The organism is Persicitalea sp., assembly GCF_041751555.1.
Classification (GTDB): Bacteria; Bacteroidota; Bacteroidia; order Cytophagales; family Spirosomataceae; genus Persicitalea.
The window spans coordinates 1-18,233 of record NZ_JBGSXF010000318.1 but is presented as its reverse complement, the minus strand read 5'-3'; the positions used below and the strand labels follow the sequence as shown (position 1 = coordinate 18,233).

Genomic DNA, 18,233 nt, shown 5'->3' with positions numbered 1-18,233 from the left:
AGTCATTGTCAGTCTGAGCGGAGCCGAAGACCTCCCCAGCCGATTGCCGAGACGTTGTCATGCTGAGTGGAGTTATGATGCTGATCGTAGCTAAAGCGTTGTCATGCTGAGTGTAGTTATGATGCTGATCGTAGCTAAAGCGTTGTCATGCTGAGCGGAGCCGAAGCACTACCACCAAATCCAATAAATCACACAAAACAACCCCACCACCCCAATGGCCCCGTACCGAAACGAGGGCGCGACTTTGAACCAATCCCGCTGGACGACGAAGGCATTCGGGTTATCCTTCCCGCCCGACTGGATCAGGCTGATTGTGATGTGTACGAGCGAGCAAATCCAGAAAACTACCCCCATGCGGTTGAGGAAGGGGAAGGCGGGGAACTGGTACTCGATGAAAGCCGACAGCGCCACGCTGAGAATGGCGGCTACCAAAGCGCCGTTGGCGGTGGCTTTTTTCCAGAAAAATCCCAGCAGGAAAATACTCAGAATACCCGGCGAAATATAGCCCGTATAAACCTGAATGTACTCGAACGCCTGCCCAAAGTTCCGCAGCAGTGGACTCACCAACAGCGCGATGACAAACGCCACGACAATCGCCACGCGACCCGTCAAGACAGTTTGCTTTTCGCTGAGATTTTTATTGAAAAATTTCTTGTGGATGTCGAGCATGTAGATGGTCGAAATACTGTTGGCTTTACCCGCCAGGCTGGCAACGATGGCGGCGGTGAGGGCAGCGAAGGCCAGGCCCTTCAAGCCCGTGGGCAGCAAGTTAAGCAGGACGGGGTAGGCGTTGTCGGGCTTGACGATGCCGTTGTCAGTGATGCCGCCGATGATGGCCGGGTCGGCATTTTCCTGGAACAAAACGTAAGCCGCCAGGCCGGGCAATACCACAATCAGCGGCATGAACATTTTGAGTACCGAGGCGAAAAGCAGGCCAGAGCGGGCCGTTTTGAGGTCAGCCCCGAGGGCGCGTTGCGTGATGTACTGGTTGCAGCCGAAGTAGTTGAGATTGTTCACGAACTGTCCGCCGATAATGAACATCATCACGCCCGGCAACTGGTTGTAGGCGTCGATGAAGCCGCCGCGCCCGTCGTGAACGCTGTACTCGCCGGGCGTAAATATCATGTGCAGGTGACTGTCGGCCTTTTGGGCGATCATGCCCAGTCCTTCAAGTACCCCTTCGCCGGTACCCACCCGATCCGAGAGCAAGCCCAGGGCGAGGTAGGTCGTGGCCAGTCCGCCAAAAATCAGACAAACTACCTGGATAACATCGGTATAGCCGATGACTTTCATGCCGCCTAGGGTGATGACGATGGCGAAGATGACCAGGAAAGTCGCACAAAGCATGAAGCCAAAGCCCGTCATTTTTTCGAGACTCAATGCTCCGAGATAAATGATGGACGTCATGTTCACGAAAATGTACAGGAACAGCCAGAAAACGGCCATAATCGTCGCCAACCGGGTATCGTAGCGCCGCGCCAGAAACTGCGGCATAGTGAAGATGTCGTTTTTGAGGTACATCGGCAGAAAGTACACCGCCACGATCAGCAGCGACACCGCACCGAACAATTCATACACTGAAATGGCGATGCCCAACTGGAACGCCTGTCCGCTCATGCCGATGAACTGCTCCGCCGAGATATTAGAAGCAATAATAGAGGCGCCGATGGCCCACCAGGTTAGTGAACCTTCGGCCAGGAAGAAATCCTTCGCGCTGTCGCCGTCCTGCTTTCCCTTATGGGTATAAACCCAGTAGCCGTAGCTGGACACGATGACGAAATAGGTGAGGAAAATGGCGTAATCGAGCGTCTGTAGTCCGAGGGTCATGAAGGCGGTAGGTTATCTAAGGTTTACCTACAAAGCACTATTGCCCCCCGAATTAATACTTTACTTGTAAAATAAAATGTCGGCCCCTCAATTCATAGGTTTAATACCCTTTTCGGGTAAGCTATAAATACAAATAGCCGGCACATGACGCGCCGGCTATTTGATTCCTTATGTCGATTCGGTCTGTGAATTACTTTGGCATTGCTACAGTATCAATCACGTGAATAACGCCATTGGATTGGTACACGTCCTTAATGGTGACGGTAGAAGTACCTCCTTTCTCATCCATCAGCATCAGCTTTTTGCCTTTCATCATAGCCGTCAAGGTCCCGCCTTCTACAGTCTTGAAAGTAGCTTTACCGTTACCCTCCTTGATGGCCGCAGCAATGGCTTCAGAATCCATCTTGCCCGATACGACGTGGTAAGTCAGGATCTTGGATAATGTGGCTTTGTTTTCGGGCTTTACTAAAGTTTCGACAGTTCCTGCGGGCAGTTTGTCAAACGCCTTATTGGTTGGTGCGAACACCGTAAATGGACCGGCTCCCTGTAATGTTTCTACTAACCCGGCGGCTTTCACAGCGGCTACCAGGGTGGTGTGGTCTTTGGAATTGACGGCATTCTCGACGATGTTTCTGTTAGGATACATCGCAGCCCCGCCCACTTCCACGGTTTTCATGTTCCCCTGTGCAAAAGAGGCATTGGCAACAAAAAGGGCAGCGACAAAAAATGCTAATTTTTTCATAATGTAATTCGATTTGTGATTGATGTTTTTTAGTTTGTTGATTTATGGCTCCACTTACGCCCTGTTATTTGTGGCGGATTCCCCTGCACTGCTTTTAAATGAAAGTAAAAAATTATAGCACTGATTTTGAGTATTTTATAAATTAATATAATTCACACAGGTCTTCGGAAGCGGTACGGCTGACAATGCAAAAGGAGATGCCCATCGGACATCTCCCGCAAAAACATTGGGTGCGGCCATTACAAATACATCCCGCCCGACTCCAGTCAGGTAGCCAGCCGCGGACTCGTGGCGCCGGGCCCTGATTCACTGGAAAATTGTCACTGGAAAATCGCTATTTCTGGCGAATCGGTTTGATCATCGCGTCGGTATTTTCGCGTGGCAGCCGGTATACTTCCCCCTTTTTAGTCGTAAAGTACAGGTTTGATTCCGAAGGCTTGCGCCCGTGACCATCGGCCCATATGCCGTAAAAATCGGGCTGGGCAAAACGGGGGGCGCGGACATAGGTATGGTTCATTTCGCTGTTTTTGGTCAGCTCTTTTTCCTTTTTCCAGGTACGCCCACCGTCCTTACTAACCCACATGACGATCTCCCCGCCGGGGTTATAGGCCTGGGGCCCGTCGGCCGTCGGGCCAATGATGCGTAGTACGTTTTTGGGCTCGGCATAGATAGACCCCATGTCGTAGTTGCTGTCCGAAATACCCACGATATGATTGTCCCACTGACCTTTGTCGGGACGAAATACACGCCAATGCCGGGGCGCGTTTTCGGGGCCAGCCTCGTAACCTTTGCTGGAAATGACCAGGATGGCGGGTTTTTGATTTTCATCCAGCGTGATGTCCAGCAGGTAGCAGTTCAAGCCTTCGCTCACGAAGTCCTTGATGCGGGCCGGGTTATCTCGTGTGGTTAGTGGGAGCGTCACTTTCTCGCCCGAAAATGTCTGCCAGCTTTGGCCGAAATCGGTGGTTTCGAGGTAGTGTAAATTAGTACGGTAGTTCAACCCTTTGCCCTCGGGATGAAAGTCGAAAGCCACACTTACCTTGCCGTCCCGCTCTGCGCTGATCTGATAGTGGCCTTCCTCAATGTGAGCAAGTACCTGCCACTCGTTCCAATGCGCACCGTCTGCACTGGTATTGAAACCGATGACGCGTTGGCCTTTTTTATATTTGGTAAAAAGGGCGATAAATCCTTTGCCCTTGATGGGATAGACCTGAAAGTAGGAGTAGTTATCGAAAGGTTTTTCCGCACCGTCGACTAGCTCCGCCGCGTGGATCGTTTCAAAATCCGTGATGTCGTAAGGCTTTTTACTCTTGTGAATATACGACGGGCGGCTGGTGCCGTGGGCAGTGGAGAAAATCCAGACAAAGCCCTGGTCGTCGATAGAGATGACTGGATTATCGTGGGCGTCGATCGTTTTTTTATCCAGCAGCGTGATGGGATTGGCTACTTTCTGGGTCTTGTGGTCGAAATAGGAGACGTTGTGCAACAGCGTGGAATTGGTACTGTCAGTGCCGCCAAAGCAAAAGAACGTCTTGTCCACCGCCGGGGCGTACACCGCGAACGGACGATGGTTGGCGGGATAGGTACCCAAGCCGCCGCTGTACTTATAGACGTACTCGTCGTCGGAGGGTTGATTCATGTACCAGATGCCCCGAAAGCCGTTGGCGCGGGTTTGAATCAGCTCGGCCTCGGCGAACTTGATGTCGGGATGGACGTCATTTTGGGCAAAAAGTCTTTCGGCTACGCTCAGGATGACAAATAGGATGGAGCAAGAAAGGATACGGGGTTTCATGAAATCAGTTGACTTTTCTGATAAAAAGCCTTCCGCTCCTGAAACTACTATCGGCTGCGCTGACCCGGTCTTTTCTTTTGACCGAACTTTATCACGAAGTCTACGTAAGGAATGGCGAAGAGGGTATTATCCGGGCCTACAGGTACCCACAGGGCCAGGTCGACGGCCATCTTCTCTCCAAAAAAGCGCACGCCACCTGACAAAATCCCCACCGCCGGATCACCTTTGGCAGGAATGAATATCCAGTTTTCGGTCACGAGGCCTACCCTCCGGCCCACCCGCGACATAAAACTGAGGTTGAGGACGGGGCTAGCGGTTATTTCTCCTTCGGCGAATCCCCAGCCGAGGCCCACGGTGCCGTTTCGCTCGTCTCCACCGATAGTCATTAAGCCATAGCCGATGCCAGCCAGATTGACCTCTATGCCATCTTTGCGGCTTATACCCGTTTGATTGTTAAAATCGTACCTCCGATTGAATACCCCAATGGCCAGGGCACCAACGCCGAACGTTACTCTGGATTGAGAGGGGAAGCTGACTTTGGGCGTGAGGAAAAGTACCTGCCAGTCACGGAAAGTAGGGTTGAGAACGAAACCGCCACCCATCGAAAAGTGATCGGTCACGCCTACCTCCACGGAGTTGAGTAGTAGCATGGCATTTTGGTAGTAGCCTTCGCCCTTGCGGAGCGAAAGGGCCGAAGGCGAGAAAAAATAGCGGGTGTGGTGTGGGTTGTCGAACCAGTACTTGCCTTTGTGATAAAAGCCACCCTCGTTCTTTTCAATGCTCTCGATTTTATCCGACGTAACGGTGATTTCGCCCAGGTTGTCGGTTCTGATTCTTGCGCCCACGGGCGACTCGGACAGCAGCACGCCGCGTAGTTGCGTGCCGTCTTTCAGGAATATGACGGCATTCACCGGGAAGGAGGCGGTGGAGTCCAGGTTCTGAGCCTGTGTGGTAGTAGCAGCCAGGCCAATGAACAGAAGCAGAGTAAGGAGTCGAGTAGCCATAGGATTGAGTTTTTTTTTAAAAATAACCAAAAATACCGCAGCTGACAACTCACTTCGGTTTTTGTTAAAAAATATTAAAAGCTCGAGACCAAGAATCTGTACAGAATTTCCGGTTCAGGCCTGATTGATTCGCTCCTGATCTCCGCGTACCTTTGTTCGACCACTTCTGCCTGAACTATTTTTTACAAAACCATGAACTACAAACTACTCGGCATGACCCTGCTTACCGCCACACTGCTCCATCCCGACGGAGAGGCGCAAAAAATAACCTACCCCACCACCAAAAAAATCGACCATGTGGACGACTACCACGGTACCAAAGTACCCGACCCCTACCGCTGGCTCGAAGACGACCGCTCCGACGAGACGGCGGCCTGGGTGAAGGCCGAGAACGAAGTGACATTCGGTTATTTGGAGAAAATCCCATTTCGGAAAAAGATTTTTGACGACCTGGAAAAAGCCTACAACTACCCCAAGTACTCGGCCCCGCGCAAGAAGGGCAACTACTTTTATTTTTATAAAAACGACGGCCTGCAAAACCAATCGGTGCTTTATCGGCAAAAAGGACTGAACGGGACGCCCGAGGTAGTGCTCGACCCCAATCAACTATCCGCCGACGGTACTACGCGACTGACGGTTTTCAGTTTGTCCAAAAACGGCGACTACGCAGTTTGCGGCTTCTCGCAGGGCGGCTCCGATTGGCAGGAGTACCAGGTCATGGATATGAAAACATTGAAAATGCTTGACGATAAAGTCGAGTGGGTGAAGATTTCCGGTGCGTCCTGGCAAGGTGACGGCTTCTACTACAGCCGCTACCCTAAGCCCGAAGGCAGCGCCCTGGCGGCCAAAAACGAAAACCATCAGGTGTACTACCATCAGGTTGGCTCGACCCAGGGCAACGACCGACTGATATTTGAAGACCCTGCCCATCCGCAGCGGTTTCACACCGTAAGCACTACCGAAGACGAGCAATACGCCGCGCTTTACGTGAGCGACCGGGGACAAGGTAAGGACGGCAACGGCCTGTGGGTGATGAAGCGTGGCGAGGCGAAGTTCACGCCCATCGTGGAAGAAATCACGGACGACAAGTACAGCCTTGTCGAAAATATCGAGGACGGTTTCCTGATCGAAACCAACGAAGCAGCACCCAACGGGAAAGTGATGAAGTACGTGTCAAAGACCGAATCCTGGCAACCCTTCCTGCCTGAGAAGCCGGAGCCGTTGGTTAGCGTCGGTACGGCGGGCGGAAAGCTCTTCGCCGAGTATTCTAAGGACGTAACTTCGCGGGTTTATGTCTATGATATGCAGGGTAAAATGCAGAACGAGGTGAAACTACCCGGCCTGGGTTCGGCGGGTGGTTTTGGCGGCGAAGCGGAGGACAAATTCGTGTTCTACACTTACACTTCGTTCAACTACCCGCCGACCATTTTTCGCTACGACATTGCCACCAGGAAAAGCAGCGTCTTTCGAGAGCCGGAGGTCAGCTTCAAGCCCACGGATTACGAAACGAAGCAGGTATTCTACCCCAGCAAGGACGGCACCAAAATCCCGGCCTTCATTGTCTATAAAAAAGGTTTGAAAATGGATGGCACCAACCCGACGATTCTGTACGGCTACGGTGGTTTCAACATCAGTCTCGACCCCTCGTTTAGCCCGACGCGCATTCCGTTTCTGGACCAAGGCGGCATTTTTGTGCAGGCCAACCTGCGCGGCGGCAGCGAGTACGGTGAAAAGTGGCACGAGCAGGGCATGAAGCTCAGCAAGCAAAACGTCTTCGACGACTTTATCGCCGCCGCCGAGTACCTCATCCAGGAAAAGTACACCTCGCCAGAGTACCTGGCCGTGCAGGGTGGTTCCAACGGCGGCTTGCTGGTGGGGGCGGTCATCAACCAGCGGCCCGAGCTCTTCAAGGTGGCTCTGCCCGCCGTGGGCGTGATGGACATGCTGCGCTTCCACAAATTCACCATCGGCTGGAACTGGATTGCTGATTACGGCAGCAGCGACAACGCCGACGAGTTTGCCTATCAATACAAATACTCGCCGCTACATAATATTAACGAAGGCAGAAAGTACCCCGCCACGCTCATCACCACCGCCGACCACGACGACCGCGTGGTTCCCGCGCACTCATTCAAGTACGCCGCCACTTTGCAGGAAAAGGCCGGAGCTACCTCCACCAATCCGCTGCTAATTCGCATCGACACTAACTCCGGCCATGGGGCCAGTAATACCAAAAAAGCGCTGGAAACTACGGCGGATTTGTACGCTTTTGTGTTTAAGAACATGGGGTTGGTGTGGGAGTGACCGTGACTGTCTTCGACCGCCGGGCGGCCCCGTCCGCTCAGACTGACAAACTACTAGTACATTTTCAATAAAATAACAGCAGTGTGTTAATCTCAAAAAATGTAAGGATAGGCCGTATCATATCGGGAACGGGGCGATATGCTGCTTTCGATCTGTTTATTTGTGTGGCGGCATTCTTCATCAGTGATTATGTCGTTAGCCGCTACTTCGCGTTTCCTGCCATCATCCCGACCATCTTGGGTACGGCGCTGGCATTCTTTGTCGGTTTCAATAATAACCAATCGTACGACCGCTGGTGGGAAGCGCGGAAGATTTGGGGCGCTCTTGTGAATGACTCCCGCACCTGGGCCCGGCAGATCATTTACAATACCAGCGCGTCGGATAATATACCGGAACAGGAACTCAATATCTTACGACGCGTGGCTATTTGGCGGCACATTGCTTTTTTGTACGCCCTGAAAAAGAACCTGCGAAAATCGGTTACGAAGGAACACGCCAAGTTTCTTAGCCTGGAAGAATTCACCGATGTAGAAAGGGCCATGAACGTTCCCAATGCCATCCTATCTCATCAGTCGGAGCTTGTGGAGGATTTGTACAAAAGAAAGGCTATCGACGGTTTCAGATTCATGGAAATGAACCGGATGATTGTCAATTTTTGTGACGAAATGGGAAAATCGGAGCGCATTGCAAACACAGTGTTTCCCACGACTTACAACTACTATACCCGCGCTTTTATCTGGATTTTTACCGTGAGTACCACGATGGTGACCGCCAATGCCATTGGCTACTGGTCTATACTGTTCGGTACGCTGGTCGGGTATATCTTCCTCACTACCCACTCGGTAGGTCAGGCACTGGTCGATCCATTCGAGCCATTACCTACCGGAATACCGTTGGATCAGATCACCCGAACCATTGAAATAAACTTACTGGAAATGCTGGGGGAAGAGGATATTCCTGAACCGATACAAAGCGTCGATGGGGAGTATATTCTCTGACCGGAAGCCCCCACAAGTGTCCGCTACCGGACAGCTACCGTACGAAATTGAACACAAAAAAACAGGCGAATATGGCCTGAGCGCCTGGAATGGGTACTTTTAAGTACTGGCACTGTATTCCTTTGTGTAATGGCAATAGATTTTTAATTCATAAAAACAACAGCCATGAACGCATTCATCAAGTACCTCATTTCTACCCTCCGACCTGCACGCGTAATCTTTACATTTCTTTTTGTCCTCGCTTTGAGCAGTTTGTATCAACCAGGTTTTGCTCAGAAAAAAGAACACCCGATACTCCGAACCACGCAAGCTGAAACCGATTCGACCCAGGGTTACTGGCAACTCAAAACGTTGGCCGAAACCCGCACGACCATCGTCCAGTTTTTTGCGCCAAACGAACAATTGATTTATCAGGAATCTCTACCCGAAAAATGGGTGAAGCCCACACGCCGTAATCGGCGACAGTTCAACCGATTGTTAAAAGAATTGCTGGCCAACCAACTCGTGACGACGCGGATCAAAACCGAAACCCTGCCCACGCTACTCCCTGACCCCCGCCTTCCGCTACTCGAAATTGGCGGGAATCGCGACCGGAATGCCTCCGGCGAAGAAATACCGTACGTAGTACACGCTTTGGTCAACCAGGACGGTAAGCTGCGGTTAGTAGTCGATAGCCCGCTCAGAGAGCGGTACAAGATAGAGTTGATGGACGAACGCGGTAAACTCTACTACAAGGAGTACAATAACGTCGCACATTACCGTCGCTGGCTCGATGTTTCCGCTTTGGATTCGGGCCCTTACTCGCTCGTCGTTCGCATCGACGGGAAAGAGATCCGGTACGAACTGAATAATCGGGAAGTTACGCGTCTCTACCAGCTGGAACCTCTGGCCGTGAATCAGCGATAGTTGGCTCCTGGTATTTACCGACTTCTTCCTCGCATCATTTCTGTTCGAAAATGGACAAGACTGTCCGTTTTCGAACAGTTTCTTGCGTTATAAATTTGTTAAAGCTCTGATAATTAACAAGTGATTTGTTGGGTATGGCTTTTGGAAGAGTTGGCACAAGCGGGTTCACTCACGGTGTGCCTCCTTAATTTTTTCCTCTCACCTGCAAGAAAATAGCCATGCTCCGCAACTACCTGAAAATCGCCTTCCGCAACCTCGCCCGCAACAAGGGCTATTCCTTCATCAACATCGGTGGCCTGGCGGTCGGTATGGCCGTGGCGATGCTGATTAGCCTTTGGGTCTATGACGAACTGAGCTACGATCGCTCCTTCGAGAACTACGACCGCATCGCGATGGTCATGCAAAACCAGACCTTCAACGGCGAGATCAAGACGGCACCGAATGTGCCCAAGCTACTGGCCCCAGAACTACGGGATAGCTACGGCGATAATTTCGAGCGTGTCGTCATTTCTTCCTTCAACTTCGAGCATCTCTTGGCCGTTGGCGATAAAAAACTCACGAAACTCGGCAACTACATGGAACCGGAAGCGCCCGAGATGCTGACGCTAAAAATGCTCCAAGGCACCCGTATCGGTCTAACCGATCCCAACTCAATTATGCTTTCGGAGTCTACCGCAAAGGCACTTTTCGGGGAAGAAAACCCACTGGATCGGGTAGTGAGGCTGGATAACTCGGAGGACGTAAAAGTAACGGGTGTCTATAAAGACTTACCCTACAACTCCTCTTTTCGGGATTTGACCTTCATCGCGCCCTGGGAGCTCAACGTCAAGAATCTGCCGCCTTGGTTGGGTTGGGGCAATAACTGGTTTCAGACCTACGCTCAAATCGCCGAAAACACCACGATGGCCGACGTGTCGGCCAAGATTAAGAATGCCAAACTCGACAATGTGGACGAGGAAGAAAAGAAGTTTCAGGCCCAGGTTTTCCTGCAACCGATGAAAAACTGGCACCTGCGGTCGGAGTTCGAGAATGGCGTCCCGAGCGGTGGGCTGATCGAGTACGTGTGGCTGTTCGGCGTTATCGGCGTGTTCGTGCTGCTGCTGGCTTGCATCAATTTCATGAACCTCAGTACCGCCCGCAGCGAAAAGCGGGCGCGGGAAGTGGGCTTGCGCAAGGCTGTAGGTTCGATGCGCGGACAACTCATCGCGCAGTTTTTCGGCGAGTCGCTGCTGGTGGTCATTATTGCTTTCGTGGTGGCGGTGACGCTGGTACTGGTGGGACTTGCTGCCTTCAACAACACCACCGACAAGCAGATCGTGTTTCCCTGGGCGAACCCGGTTTTCTGGCTGGCAAGCCTGGCCTTCATTCTGTTCACCGGACTGGTGGCGGGTAGTTATCCGGCCTTGTACCTGTCCTCGTTTTCTCCGGTCAAGACTCTCAAAGGTACTTTCATAACGGGGCGTTTTGCGGCGGTACCACGTAAGGTTCTGGTGGTCGTGCAGTTTACGGTTTCCGTGGCGCTGATTATCGGGACGGTCGTTATCCTGCGGCAGATTCAGTTTGTCAAAGATCGCCCCATCGGCTACGACCGCAGCAATCTGATTACCGTTCCTATGAAATCAGATGAGATCAAGAACCATTACGAGGCTTTTCGTCAGGAAATGCTGAATACCGGGGCCGTGCAGGAAATGACCGCCACCGATAGTCCCATCACCTTTACATATATTACCAACGGCGGACTGAGTTGGAAGGGCAAAGACCCCGCTATGGGCGACGAGTTCGTGACGATGCGCGTGACGCCGGAATTCGGTAAAACCGTCGGTTGGCAAATCAAGGAGGGCCGGGACTTCGATAAAGCGTTTGCTTCCGACTCGACGGCTATCATCGTGAACGAGGAAGCCGTAAAGTACATGAATCTGGAAAATCCCGTCGGAGAAATCGTGCAGTGGGGGGATTCCCAGGTCAAGATCATCGGCGTAGTAAAAAACCTGATCACCCAGTCGCCCTACGACCCGGTGAAGCAGACCTACTTCTTTATCCAACCCAGCCGCAACAGCCTGCTCAGCATGAGGCTAAACCCGACCATGAGTGCCGGCACGGCTTTGGCCAAAATCGAGACGGTTTACAAAGCGTATGACTCCGTCAATCCTTTCAGCTACACTTTTGCCGACGAGGACTTTGCCATGAAGTTTGCCACCGAAGAGCGCATCGGTACTTTGGCCTCATTTTTTGCCGGACTAGCCGTGCTGATTTCGTGTCTCGGTCTTTTCGGCCTGGCCTCTTACGTCGCCGAGCAGCGCACCAAGGAAATCGGCGTCCGCAAGGTACTTGGGGCGAGTGTCGCGAATTTGTGGGGCTTGCTGTCCAAAGATTTCGTGGTACTTGTCCTGATTTCCAGCTTCATCGCCGCGCCGCTGGCCTGGTACTTCATGGATGGTTGGTTGCAGAAGTACACCTACCACACCGAATTATCGTGGTGGATTTTCGCCGCAGCGGGCGCGGGGGCGCTGGTCATTACACTGGCTACGGTGAGTTTCCAGGCGGTGAAGGCGGCGTTGATGAATCCGGTGGAGTCGTTGCGGAGCGAATGAAAAGTCTTTCTTTACCTAAAAATATCCGCGATGCTAAATGCAATGCTGGTGGCAGGATCTTGCAAAACACCTTCGGTAAAATGTTTTACAGGCTGGTCGGGTAAAAAAAGCTGCACGGTTTTGACCGAGGGAAGAACAATCCAGGCCGACTGCACTCCTGATGGGAAATAATTGTCGTAAATCTTATCGGTGAGGTCGTTGTAGGCTTGCCGGGGCGATAGAATTTCAATCGCAGTAACGGGCGGTTCTTTCCAACGCACCGTGTCGCGAATCCAGTCAACCGGAATTTTATGGCAAATTGAAATATCGGGCTTAGCCCTATCGACCTGCAATTCGAATTCCAGTTCAGGCATGATGTCGTATTGCTCCTCGTAGGGAATAAGTACCTTGATCAGGCTATAGGCAAGGCGCGCGTGGTTTACAGACATGATGTCCTCCGATTGAAATTCTTCGAATTCTACGATAGTGGTTTCCATAGTATTCATGTTCAACTGTTTCCCAAAGATAACGATTGGCCGTCGGCTTTCGACTACTGGCTGGTGGCTTTTTCAGAAAGAACCGAAGATAGTACCGCGAATCCTCAACCGTCCGATTCCGAACAAGACTGTCCGAAATCGGACAATTTTATTATTTGATAATCGAATAACCTACTGATTTTCAGAAAATAATAAATTAGGCATAGGGTTTTTACCCACTCAATTGTCATAAAGACTCATGCACTCATCAACTCAAAACAGCCATGCTTCGCAACTACATCAAAATCGCCCTCCGCCTTTTCAAGAAAGACAAAACCTTCACCGCCATCAACCTCGCGGGGTTGGCGACGGGCCTGGCCGTGGCATTGCTGATTATCCAGTACGTGCGCTTCGAGCTGAGCTACGAGAACACCCATCCGCTGGCCGACCGCATCGTGCGCCTCACGACGGACTACATGAACGGCGGTACGCTGGACAGCCAGGACACCGAAACTACCCCGCCGCTGGGAGCAAAGGTTAAGAGAGAAATCTCCGAAGTGGTCAATTATACCCGCGCTTATCCCTACGGCGAGCCGAATGTGACGGTGAAGATTGGGGAAGACTATCATTTGATGGAAAAGGTCTTTGCGGTGGATTCCTCGTTCTTTTCGATGTTCAACTACCCTTTGCTTCGCGGAAATAAAAAGGGAATTATGACCAAAACCCGGCAGGCCGTCCTGACCGAAGGCATGGCGATGAAGTACTTCAATACGCTGGACGTACTGGGCAAAATTTTGAAAATCCCAAAATCGGAGGGCAGCGTGGTTTTCGAGGTTGTCGGCGTAGTACCGGACAGTCCGGCCAACACGCACTTGAAATTCGATATGCTTTTCTCGTACCCGACCATGATTTCGGACTTTGGCGAAACGGAGGATAACTGGGGCGGCAATAATACGCTCACCTAACTGCAACTGGCCGAAAATGCCGATTACGAAAACTTCACGAAGTCGCTCGTGGCGCTCAACGAGCGGGCTCGGGAGGCTAAAATGCTGGAAAACGTGCGGGTGGTCGGTCAGAAAATTGGCGATATTCACCTCTATTCCCACAAAACCTTCGAAACCGAACCCAACGGCGACGCCAAGTCGGTGTTCTTCCTGCTGGGGGTAGCGTTTCTGGTACTTATCAGTGCGTTCGTCAACTACGTGAACCTCACGACCTCAAAAGCCCTCGACCGCGCCCGCGAAATCGGGATGCGGAAGGTCGTTGGCTCGACGCAAAATCAGATCAGGACGCAAATTTTTACCGAAACGGTGCTGATGAACCTGGCCGCCGGGCTTTTTGCAGTGCTGTTGGTCAGCATCGCCCGGCCTTTTTTCGTGGAAGTGGCCGGATTACCCGAAGGCTTCACCGCCTTTGGCGACCTGTTCTTTTGGCAAACGCTACTTGGATTTTTGCTGTTGAGCATTTTGGTTTCCGGGCTGTACCCGGCCTTCGTGCTGTCGGCTTTCGATCCGGTCAAGGTTTTGAAAGGCAGTTTCGCGCGCTCCGGTCACGGGGTTTTGCTGCGCAAGGGGTTGGTCGTGTTTCAATTCACTATCACAGTCGTTTTGTTGGTGCAAACCTTTGCCGTTTTTCAGCAGGTCAATTTTTTGAGAGACCAGAACCTGGGCGTGGAAATCGACCGCACCATCGTAGTGAAGGCTCCGGTGGAAGGGGAGGGGGATTATGGTACTTTCGCGCAATCGTTGCTGGCACAATCGCAGGTCGAGGCGGTGTCGGTTTCCGGCACGGTACCCGGCTTGGGTTCCATACAGATGAGTACTTCGACGGGAATCAATTTGTCCGATGCCATCGAAAAGAATTCCAACAATTTTTACATCACCCAAATAGACAGCTCCTTCCTGAAATTGATGGGGATAAAGCTGCTGGCGGGCGAAGATTACGATGCCACAAGTCGGCCGATTTTTCCCAATATCGAGGGGAACAAGAGGGATGTAATTGTAAACGAGGAAGCCATTCGGTTGTGGGGTATCCCGACGCCGGAAGAAGCCATTGGTAGGGAACTAGACCTGGGAGGAAACCGAGTGACGATTAGGGGAGTAGTGCAAAATTACCATTATGAATCGCCTAAGTCGGCTTACATCCCCATCATTCATCTGTATTTGCCCGAATTCGATAACTTCGCCAGCGTGAAATTTTCGGGCGGCAATTCCAGCGAGCAGCTCGCTACTTTGAAAAAGGTTTACAAGGCCAATTTTCCCTATTCGCCGTTCAGCTACTTTTTCCTGGACAGCGAGTATGACAAGCAGTACAAAGCCGATGACCGCTTCCAAACCGTCTTCGGCGTCCTGACGGGCTTCGCGATTCTTATTTCCTGCCTGGGTTTGTTTGGCCTGGCTACCTTCACCGTCTCGAAGCGCACCAAGGAAATCGGCATTCGAAAAGTAATCGGGGCCAGTACTACCAATCTGATGGTTTTGCTGTCGAAGGATTTTGTCAAAACCGTGCTGATTTCGGTCGTTATCGGTATCCCAATCACCTACTTTTTGGTCGAAAACTGGCTGGCGAGTTACGCGGCCCGCATCGAGCTGAGTTGGTGGCTCTTCGCTGCTCCCGCCGCGCTGGTGCTGGCATTGGTCATTATTTCGATTAGTGGAAAAACAATCGCTACCGCGCTGGCCAATCCAGTGGATTCGCTGAGGAGTGAATAAAGGGAGGTCTTCGGCTCCGCTCAGACTGACAACAGCAGGTAATTGTCAGTCTGAACGGATCGGGCCGCCGGGCGGTCGAAGACCGGGTAGTAAGTTGATCTTCATGTCTTAGTATTTTTGACAAAACATCCTGTCAAGATAACTATGTGCTCAATCGTCCCCTCTCAACTCCCAAAGTACTTCGGTCTGCTTGCTCTGGTGAGTTTGCTGGCCGCCCTGTTCAGCGTTTCACTCCACGCCCAGACCTCGCCGCCGACCGTTTCACTTTTCGACGGCAAAACCCTTAACGGCTGGAAAACCGCCAACCCCGACTACCAGTCCTGGTGGTCGGTGGCCGATAGCGTCATTCGTAGCGGCGACGGGAAGAAAAAAATCCCGGCTAACACCTACCTCCACACGCTCAAAGAATACGGCGACTTTGAGTTTCGCTGCCTCTTCCGGCTCACGGGCGACCCGGCCACTGGAATGATCAACAGCGGCATTCAGTACCGCTCTTTTGTAAAAGATGGCAAAATGATCGGCTACCAGGCCGACATCGGCGACGGCTATTGGGGCGATCTCTACGACGAACACCGCCGGGCCAAGCTGGTCGGCGGCGACCTAAGTACCCTGCGGCATGTGCTACGTCCGGGCGAGTGGAACAGCTACATCGTCCGCTGTCGGGGCAATCATCACGAATTGTATATCAATGGCGTCAAAACTGTCGATTATGTAGAAAAAGATAACAGTATTCCCGCCAAAGGTGTCATCGCGATGCAGATCCACAGCGGTGGCGCGGGGCAGGTCGAGTTTCGGGATTTGACCATTACTGAATTTTAAAAAATGTATTTACAAAACCTTAAAACTACCTGCAGCAAACGAACGAAGTACCTTGCAGGCTTCCTGGCCAGTCTGATCCTGCTGACCGCGCAACCGACTGCTGCCCAGAAGAAAACCCAATCTGCCCGTACAGATGTGTACTCGGCGGCGGAAGAACTCGCGGGCTTCAAACTACCCGAGGGTTTCGTGATCGAATTGGTCGCCAGCCAGGAAGATGGAGTCGTCAACCCGATCGACCTCACTTTCGACGATGCAGGAAGGCTTTGGACCCAAACCGCCCGCATGTACCCCCTCGACCCGGTAGCCGATATTAAGTGGAACGACCTGCAACGGCTGATGGACGACCCGAAAGCTCAGCAGGAAAACCCCGCCTTCAAGCGAATTCTCGACCTATATCAAGGCAAAACGAAGGGGGAAGACCAGATTCTCATTCTCTCTAACCTTTACGACGGACAAAAGGCCAAAACTACCGTCTGGGCCGACGGTCTGGCGATTCCGATGAGCATTTTGCCTTATAAGGACGGCGCCTACGTCATGCAGGGTTCCGAACTTTTTTTCTTGCATGATAAAGATAAAGACGGACGCGCCGACCAACGTGAGCCACTCTTTACGGGATTCGGTTACACCGACACGCACACCATGGGCCATGTCTTGGTACGCGCGCCCGGCGACTGGATTCATTTCAGCCAAGGTGCCTTGAATAAGGGGTTAGTCAGTTCGCTGAAAAGCGGAAATAAAACGAAACTGGATTACAGCAAAATAGCCCGGTTTTCACTGGATGCGAAGAGGATGGAGCTGGTCAGTTCGGGACTGAATAATATTTGGGGTTTTCAGTTGCGCGGCAACGGCCAGTGGTATGGCTCCGAAGCAAACGACCTGGGCTACTCGGTGGCCCCGATGGAACCCGGCACGGGCTTCCCAGGTATCGGCAATGATCGCCTGCGGCCTTATCAGCCTTTTGTGCCGCTGCTGCACGAGTTCCGCGTGGGCGGCACGGGCATTTCGGGATTAGCTTTCGCCGATGACGCGGCGGGTAGTTTTCCGCCGGAGTTCAAAGATGTGGCCTTTCTGGCCAATCCGATCACCAGTTCCATCAACGCAGTGCGCATCGTGCGGGAAGCCGACGGAAGTGTGACCGCCGAACACCTGCCCGACTTACTCACTTCGGAAGACGACTGGTTTCGTCCCGTCAATATGGAATTTGGCCCCGACGGCTGTTTGTACATCGCCGACTGGTACAACAAAATCGTTTCGCACAACGAACTTCCCACTACCCATCCCGACCGCGATAAACAAAACGGCCGCATCTGGCGCATCCGCCACGTCAGCCAGCAGCCTCGCCCAGTGCCGGATTTTTACAAAATAAAAACCGCCGAACTACCCAAATATCTCACGTCGCCCTCGCTCTGGGCCAAGCGCGCCGCCTGGCATCAGATTTCTGACCGCCCTACCGCCGAAACCAAAGGCTTGGCTCCCGAACTGATCGCGCTGGCCGCCGATGCGGCCCAGACCGAAACTACCCGTATCCATGCGCTTTGGAGCCTGGAAGGAATGCATCATTATAATGCCGAACTACTCGCCGCCCTACTTACCTCGGCGCTGCCCGATTTGCGGCGTGAAGCCGTGCGTTCGCTGGGTAGTTTTTTCCTTACTTCGGCGCAGGTGGCTGATTTATTGCAAGATATGGTTGAGGATGAAAATGTGATGGTGCGGGCGCAGGTAATTCGCACCCTCGGTGAAAGTAGCGAGGCCGATCCGCTGACTCTCGAACTGCTCGTGCAAGCAGCCAAACCCGAACTACCCGGCGACGGCATAGGCGGCGCTTACGAGCGCAAATTCGAGCGGTACTTAGCCCGTCGGGCTTTGGAAAAGTACCCTGACGCGCTGCGAGGTTTCCTGCAAACTCCCCGAGCCAGCCAACTCCCCGCCGTCAATCGACTATGGGCGATTGAGGTTTTGCCAAAGAAAGAAAGGGAGGAGGCTTTTCTGACCCTCTGGCCCCAAGCTGGGCTGGACACGCTGGACGAAACTACCTTCGTCGGCGTGGCGGGTAAGCTGGACAACCGGGAGATTTACGCCTTGGT

13 protein-coding genes are annotated in these 18,233 nt (G+C 52.4%); 8 read left to right on the top strand and 5 right to left on the bottom strand.

The window, feature by feature from the left end; translation table 11 throughout:
* Nucleotides 1–168 precede the first annotated feature (168 nt).
* From ACEW8P_RS11510 to ACEW8P_RS11495, 4 genes are all read right to left on the bottom strand, one after another.
* Nucleotides 169–1,827, bottom strand: coding sequence for a sodium/sugar symporter (locus ACEW8P_RS11510; RefSeq protein WP_373513225.1), 1,659 nt, complete (start codon nt 1,825–1,827; stop codon nt 169–171).
* A gap of 190 nt (nt 1,828–2,017) precedes the next feature.
* Entirely contained in the window at nt 2,018–2,569 is a 552-nt protein-coding gene (locus tag ACEW8P_RS11505) for a fasciclin domain-containing protein (protein ID WP_373513224.1), read from the bottom strand.
* 334 nt (nt 2,570–2,903) lie between these two features.
* Nucleotides 2,904–4,361 (bottom strand): BNR-4 repeat-containing protein, encoded by a 1,458-nt coding sequence (locus tag ACEW8P_RS11500; RefSeq protein ID WP_373513223.1) that lies wholly within the window; start codon nt 4,359–4,361, stop codon nt 2,904–2,906.
* Nucleotides 4,362–4,408: 47 nt separating this feature from the next.
* Complete coding sequence (locus tag ACEW8P_RS11495) at nt 4,409–5,365, bottom strand: hypothetical protein (protein ID WP_373513222.1); 957 nt, start codon at nt 5,363–5,365, stop codon at nt 4,409–4,411.
* A 213-nt stretch (nt 5,366–5,578) separates the two neighbouring features.
* On the opposite strand from ACEW8P_RS11495, the gene ACEW8P_RS11490 reads away from it, so the two are divergent.
* From ACEW8P_RS11490 to ACEW8P_RS11475, 4 genes are all read left to right on the top strand, one after another.
* Complete coding sequence (locus ACEW8P_RS11490) at nt 5,579–7,669, top strand: prolyl oligopeptidase family protein (protein WP_373513226.1); 2,091 nt, start codon at nt 5,579–5,581, stop codon at nt 7,667–7,669.
* Nucleotides 7,670–7,752: 83 nt separating this feature from the next.
* Nucleotides 7,753–8,667, top strand: coding sequence for a bestrophin family protein (locus ACEW8P_RS11485; protein ID WP_373513221.1), 915 nt, complete (start codon nt 7,753–7,755; stop codon nt 8,665–8,667).
* A gap of 165 nt (nt 8,668–8,832) precedes the next feature.
* The gene (locus ACEW8P_RS11480; protein ID WP_373513220.1) at nt 8,833–9,573 is read left to right on the top strand and encodes a hypothetical protein; all 741 of its coding nucleotides are present in this window, start codon (nt 8,833–8,835) and stop codon (nt 9,571–9,573) included.
* A 218-nt stretch (nt 9,574–9,791) separates the two neighbouring features.
* Entirely contained in the window at nt 9,792–12,164 is a 2,373-nt protein-coding gene (locus ACEW8P_RS11475; RefSeq protein WP_373513219.1) for an ABC transporter permease, read from the top strand.
* A gap of 11 nt (nt 12,165–12,175) precedes the next feature.
* On the opposite strand, the gene ACEW8P_RS11470 is transcribed toward ACEW8P_RS11475, so the two are convergent.
* Nucleotides 12,176–12,640 carry a Uma2 family endonuclease gene (locus ACEW8P_RS11470; RefSeq protein ID WP_373513218.1) on the bottom strand — a complete coding sequence of 155 codons (465 nt, stop codon included), beginning with the start codon at nt 12,638–12,640 and terminating at the stop codon, nt 12,176–12,178.
* 263 nt (nt 12,641–12,903) lie between these two features.
* On the opposite strand from ACEW8P_RS11470, the gene ACEW8P_RS11465 reads away from it, so the two are divergent.
* The 4 genes from ACEW8P_RS11465 to ACEW8P_RS11450 all read left to right on the top strand — a co-directional run.
* On the top strand, nt 12,904–13,584 hold the full coding sequence (locus ACEW8P_RS11465) for an ABC transporter permease (protein WP_373513217.1): 681 nt from the start codon (nt 12,904–12,906) through the stop codon (nt 13,582–13,584).
* A gap of 48 nt (nt 13,585–13,632) precedes the next feature.
* Complete coding sequence (locus ACEW8P_RS11460) at nt 13,633–15,330, top strand: FtsX-like permease family protein (protein WP_373513216.1); 1,698 nt, start codon at nt 13,633–13,635, stop codon at nt 15,328–15,330.
* 144 nt (nt 15,331–15,474) lie between these two features.
* Complete coding sequence (locus tag ACEW8P_RS11455; RefSeq protein WP_373513215.1) at nt 15,475–16,149, top strand: DUF1080 domain-containing protein; 675 nt, start codon at nt 15,475–15,477, stop codon at nt 16,147–16,149.
* A gap of 3 nt (nt 16,150–16,152) precedes the next feature.
* Nucleotides 16,153–18,233 (top strand): HEAT repeat domain-containing protein (locus ACEW8P_RS11450; RefSeq protein ID WP_373513214.1); only part of this gene is annotated, 2,081 nt, incomplete at its 3' end.

Coding starts and splice junctions, on each gene's coding strand:
- ACEW8P_RS11510 (WP_373513225.1), bottom strand. CDS start 1,827: ATGACCCTCGGACTACAGACGCTCGATTACGCCATTTTCCTCACCTAT.
- ACEW8P_RS11505 (WP_373513224.1), bottom strand. CDS start 2,569: ATGAAAAAATTAGCATTTTTTGTCGCTGCCCTTTTTGTTGCCAATGCC.
- ACEW8P_RS11500 (WP_373513223.1), bottom strand. CDS start 4,361: ATGAAACCCCGTATCCTTTCTTGCTCCATCCTATTTGTCATCCTGAGC.
- ACEW8P_RS11495 (WP_373513222.1), bottom strand. CDS start 5,365: ATGGCTACTCGACTCCTTACTCTGCTTCTGTTCATTGGCCTGGCTGCT.
- ACEW8P_RS11490 (WP_373513226.1), top strand. CDS start 5,579: ATGACCCTGCTTACCGCCACACTGCTCCATCCCGACGGAGAGGCGCAA.
- ACEW8P_RS11480 (WP_373513220.1), top strand. CDS start 8,833: ATGAACGCATTCATCAAGTACCTCATTTCTACCCTCCGACCTGCACGC.
- ACEW8P_RS11475 (WP_373513219.1), top strand. CDS start 9,792: ATGCTCCGCAACTACCTGAAAATCGCCTTCCGCAACCTCGCCCGCAAC.
- ACEW8P_RS11470 (WP_373513218.1), bottom strand. CDS start 12,640: ATGGAAACCACTATCGTAGAATTCGAAGAATTTCAATCGGAGGACATC.
- ACEW8P_RS11465 (WP_373513217.1), top strand. CDS start 12,904: ATGCTTCGCAACTACATCAAAATCGCCCTCCGCCTTTTCAAGAAAGAC.
- ACEW8P_RS11455 (WP_373513215.1), top strand. CDS start 15,475: ATGTGCTCAATCGTCCCCTCTCAACTCCCAAAGTACTTCGGTCTGCTT.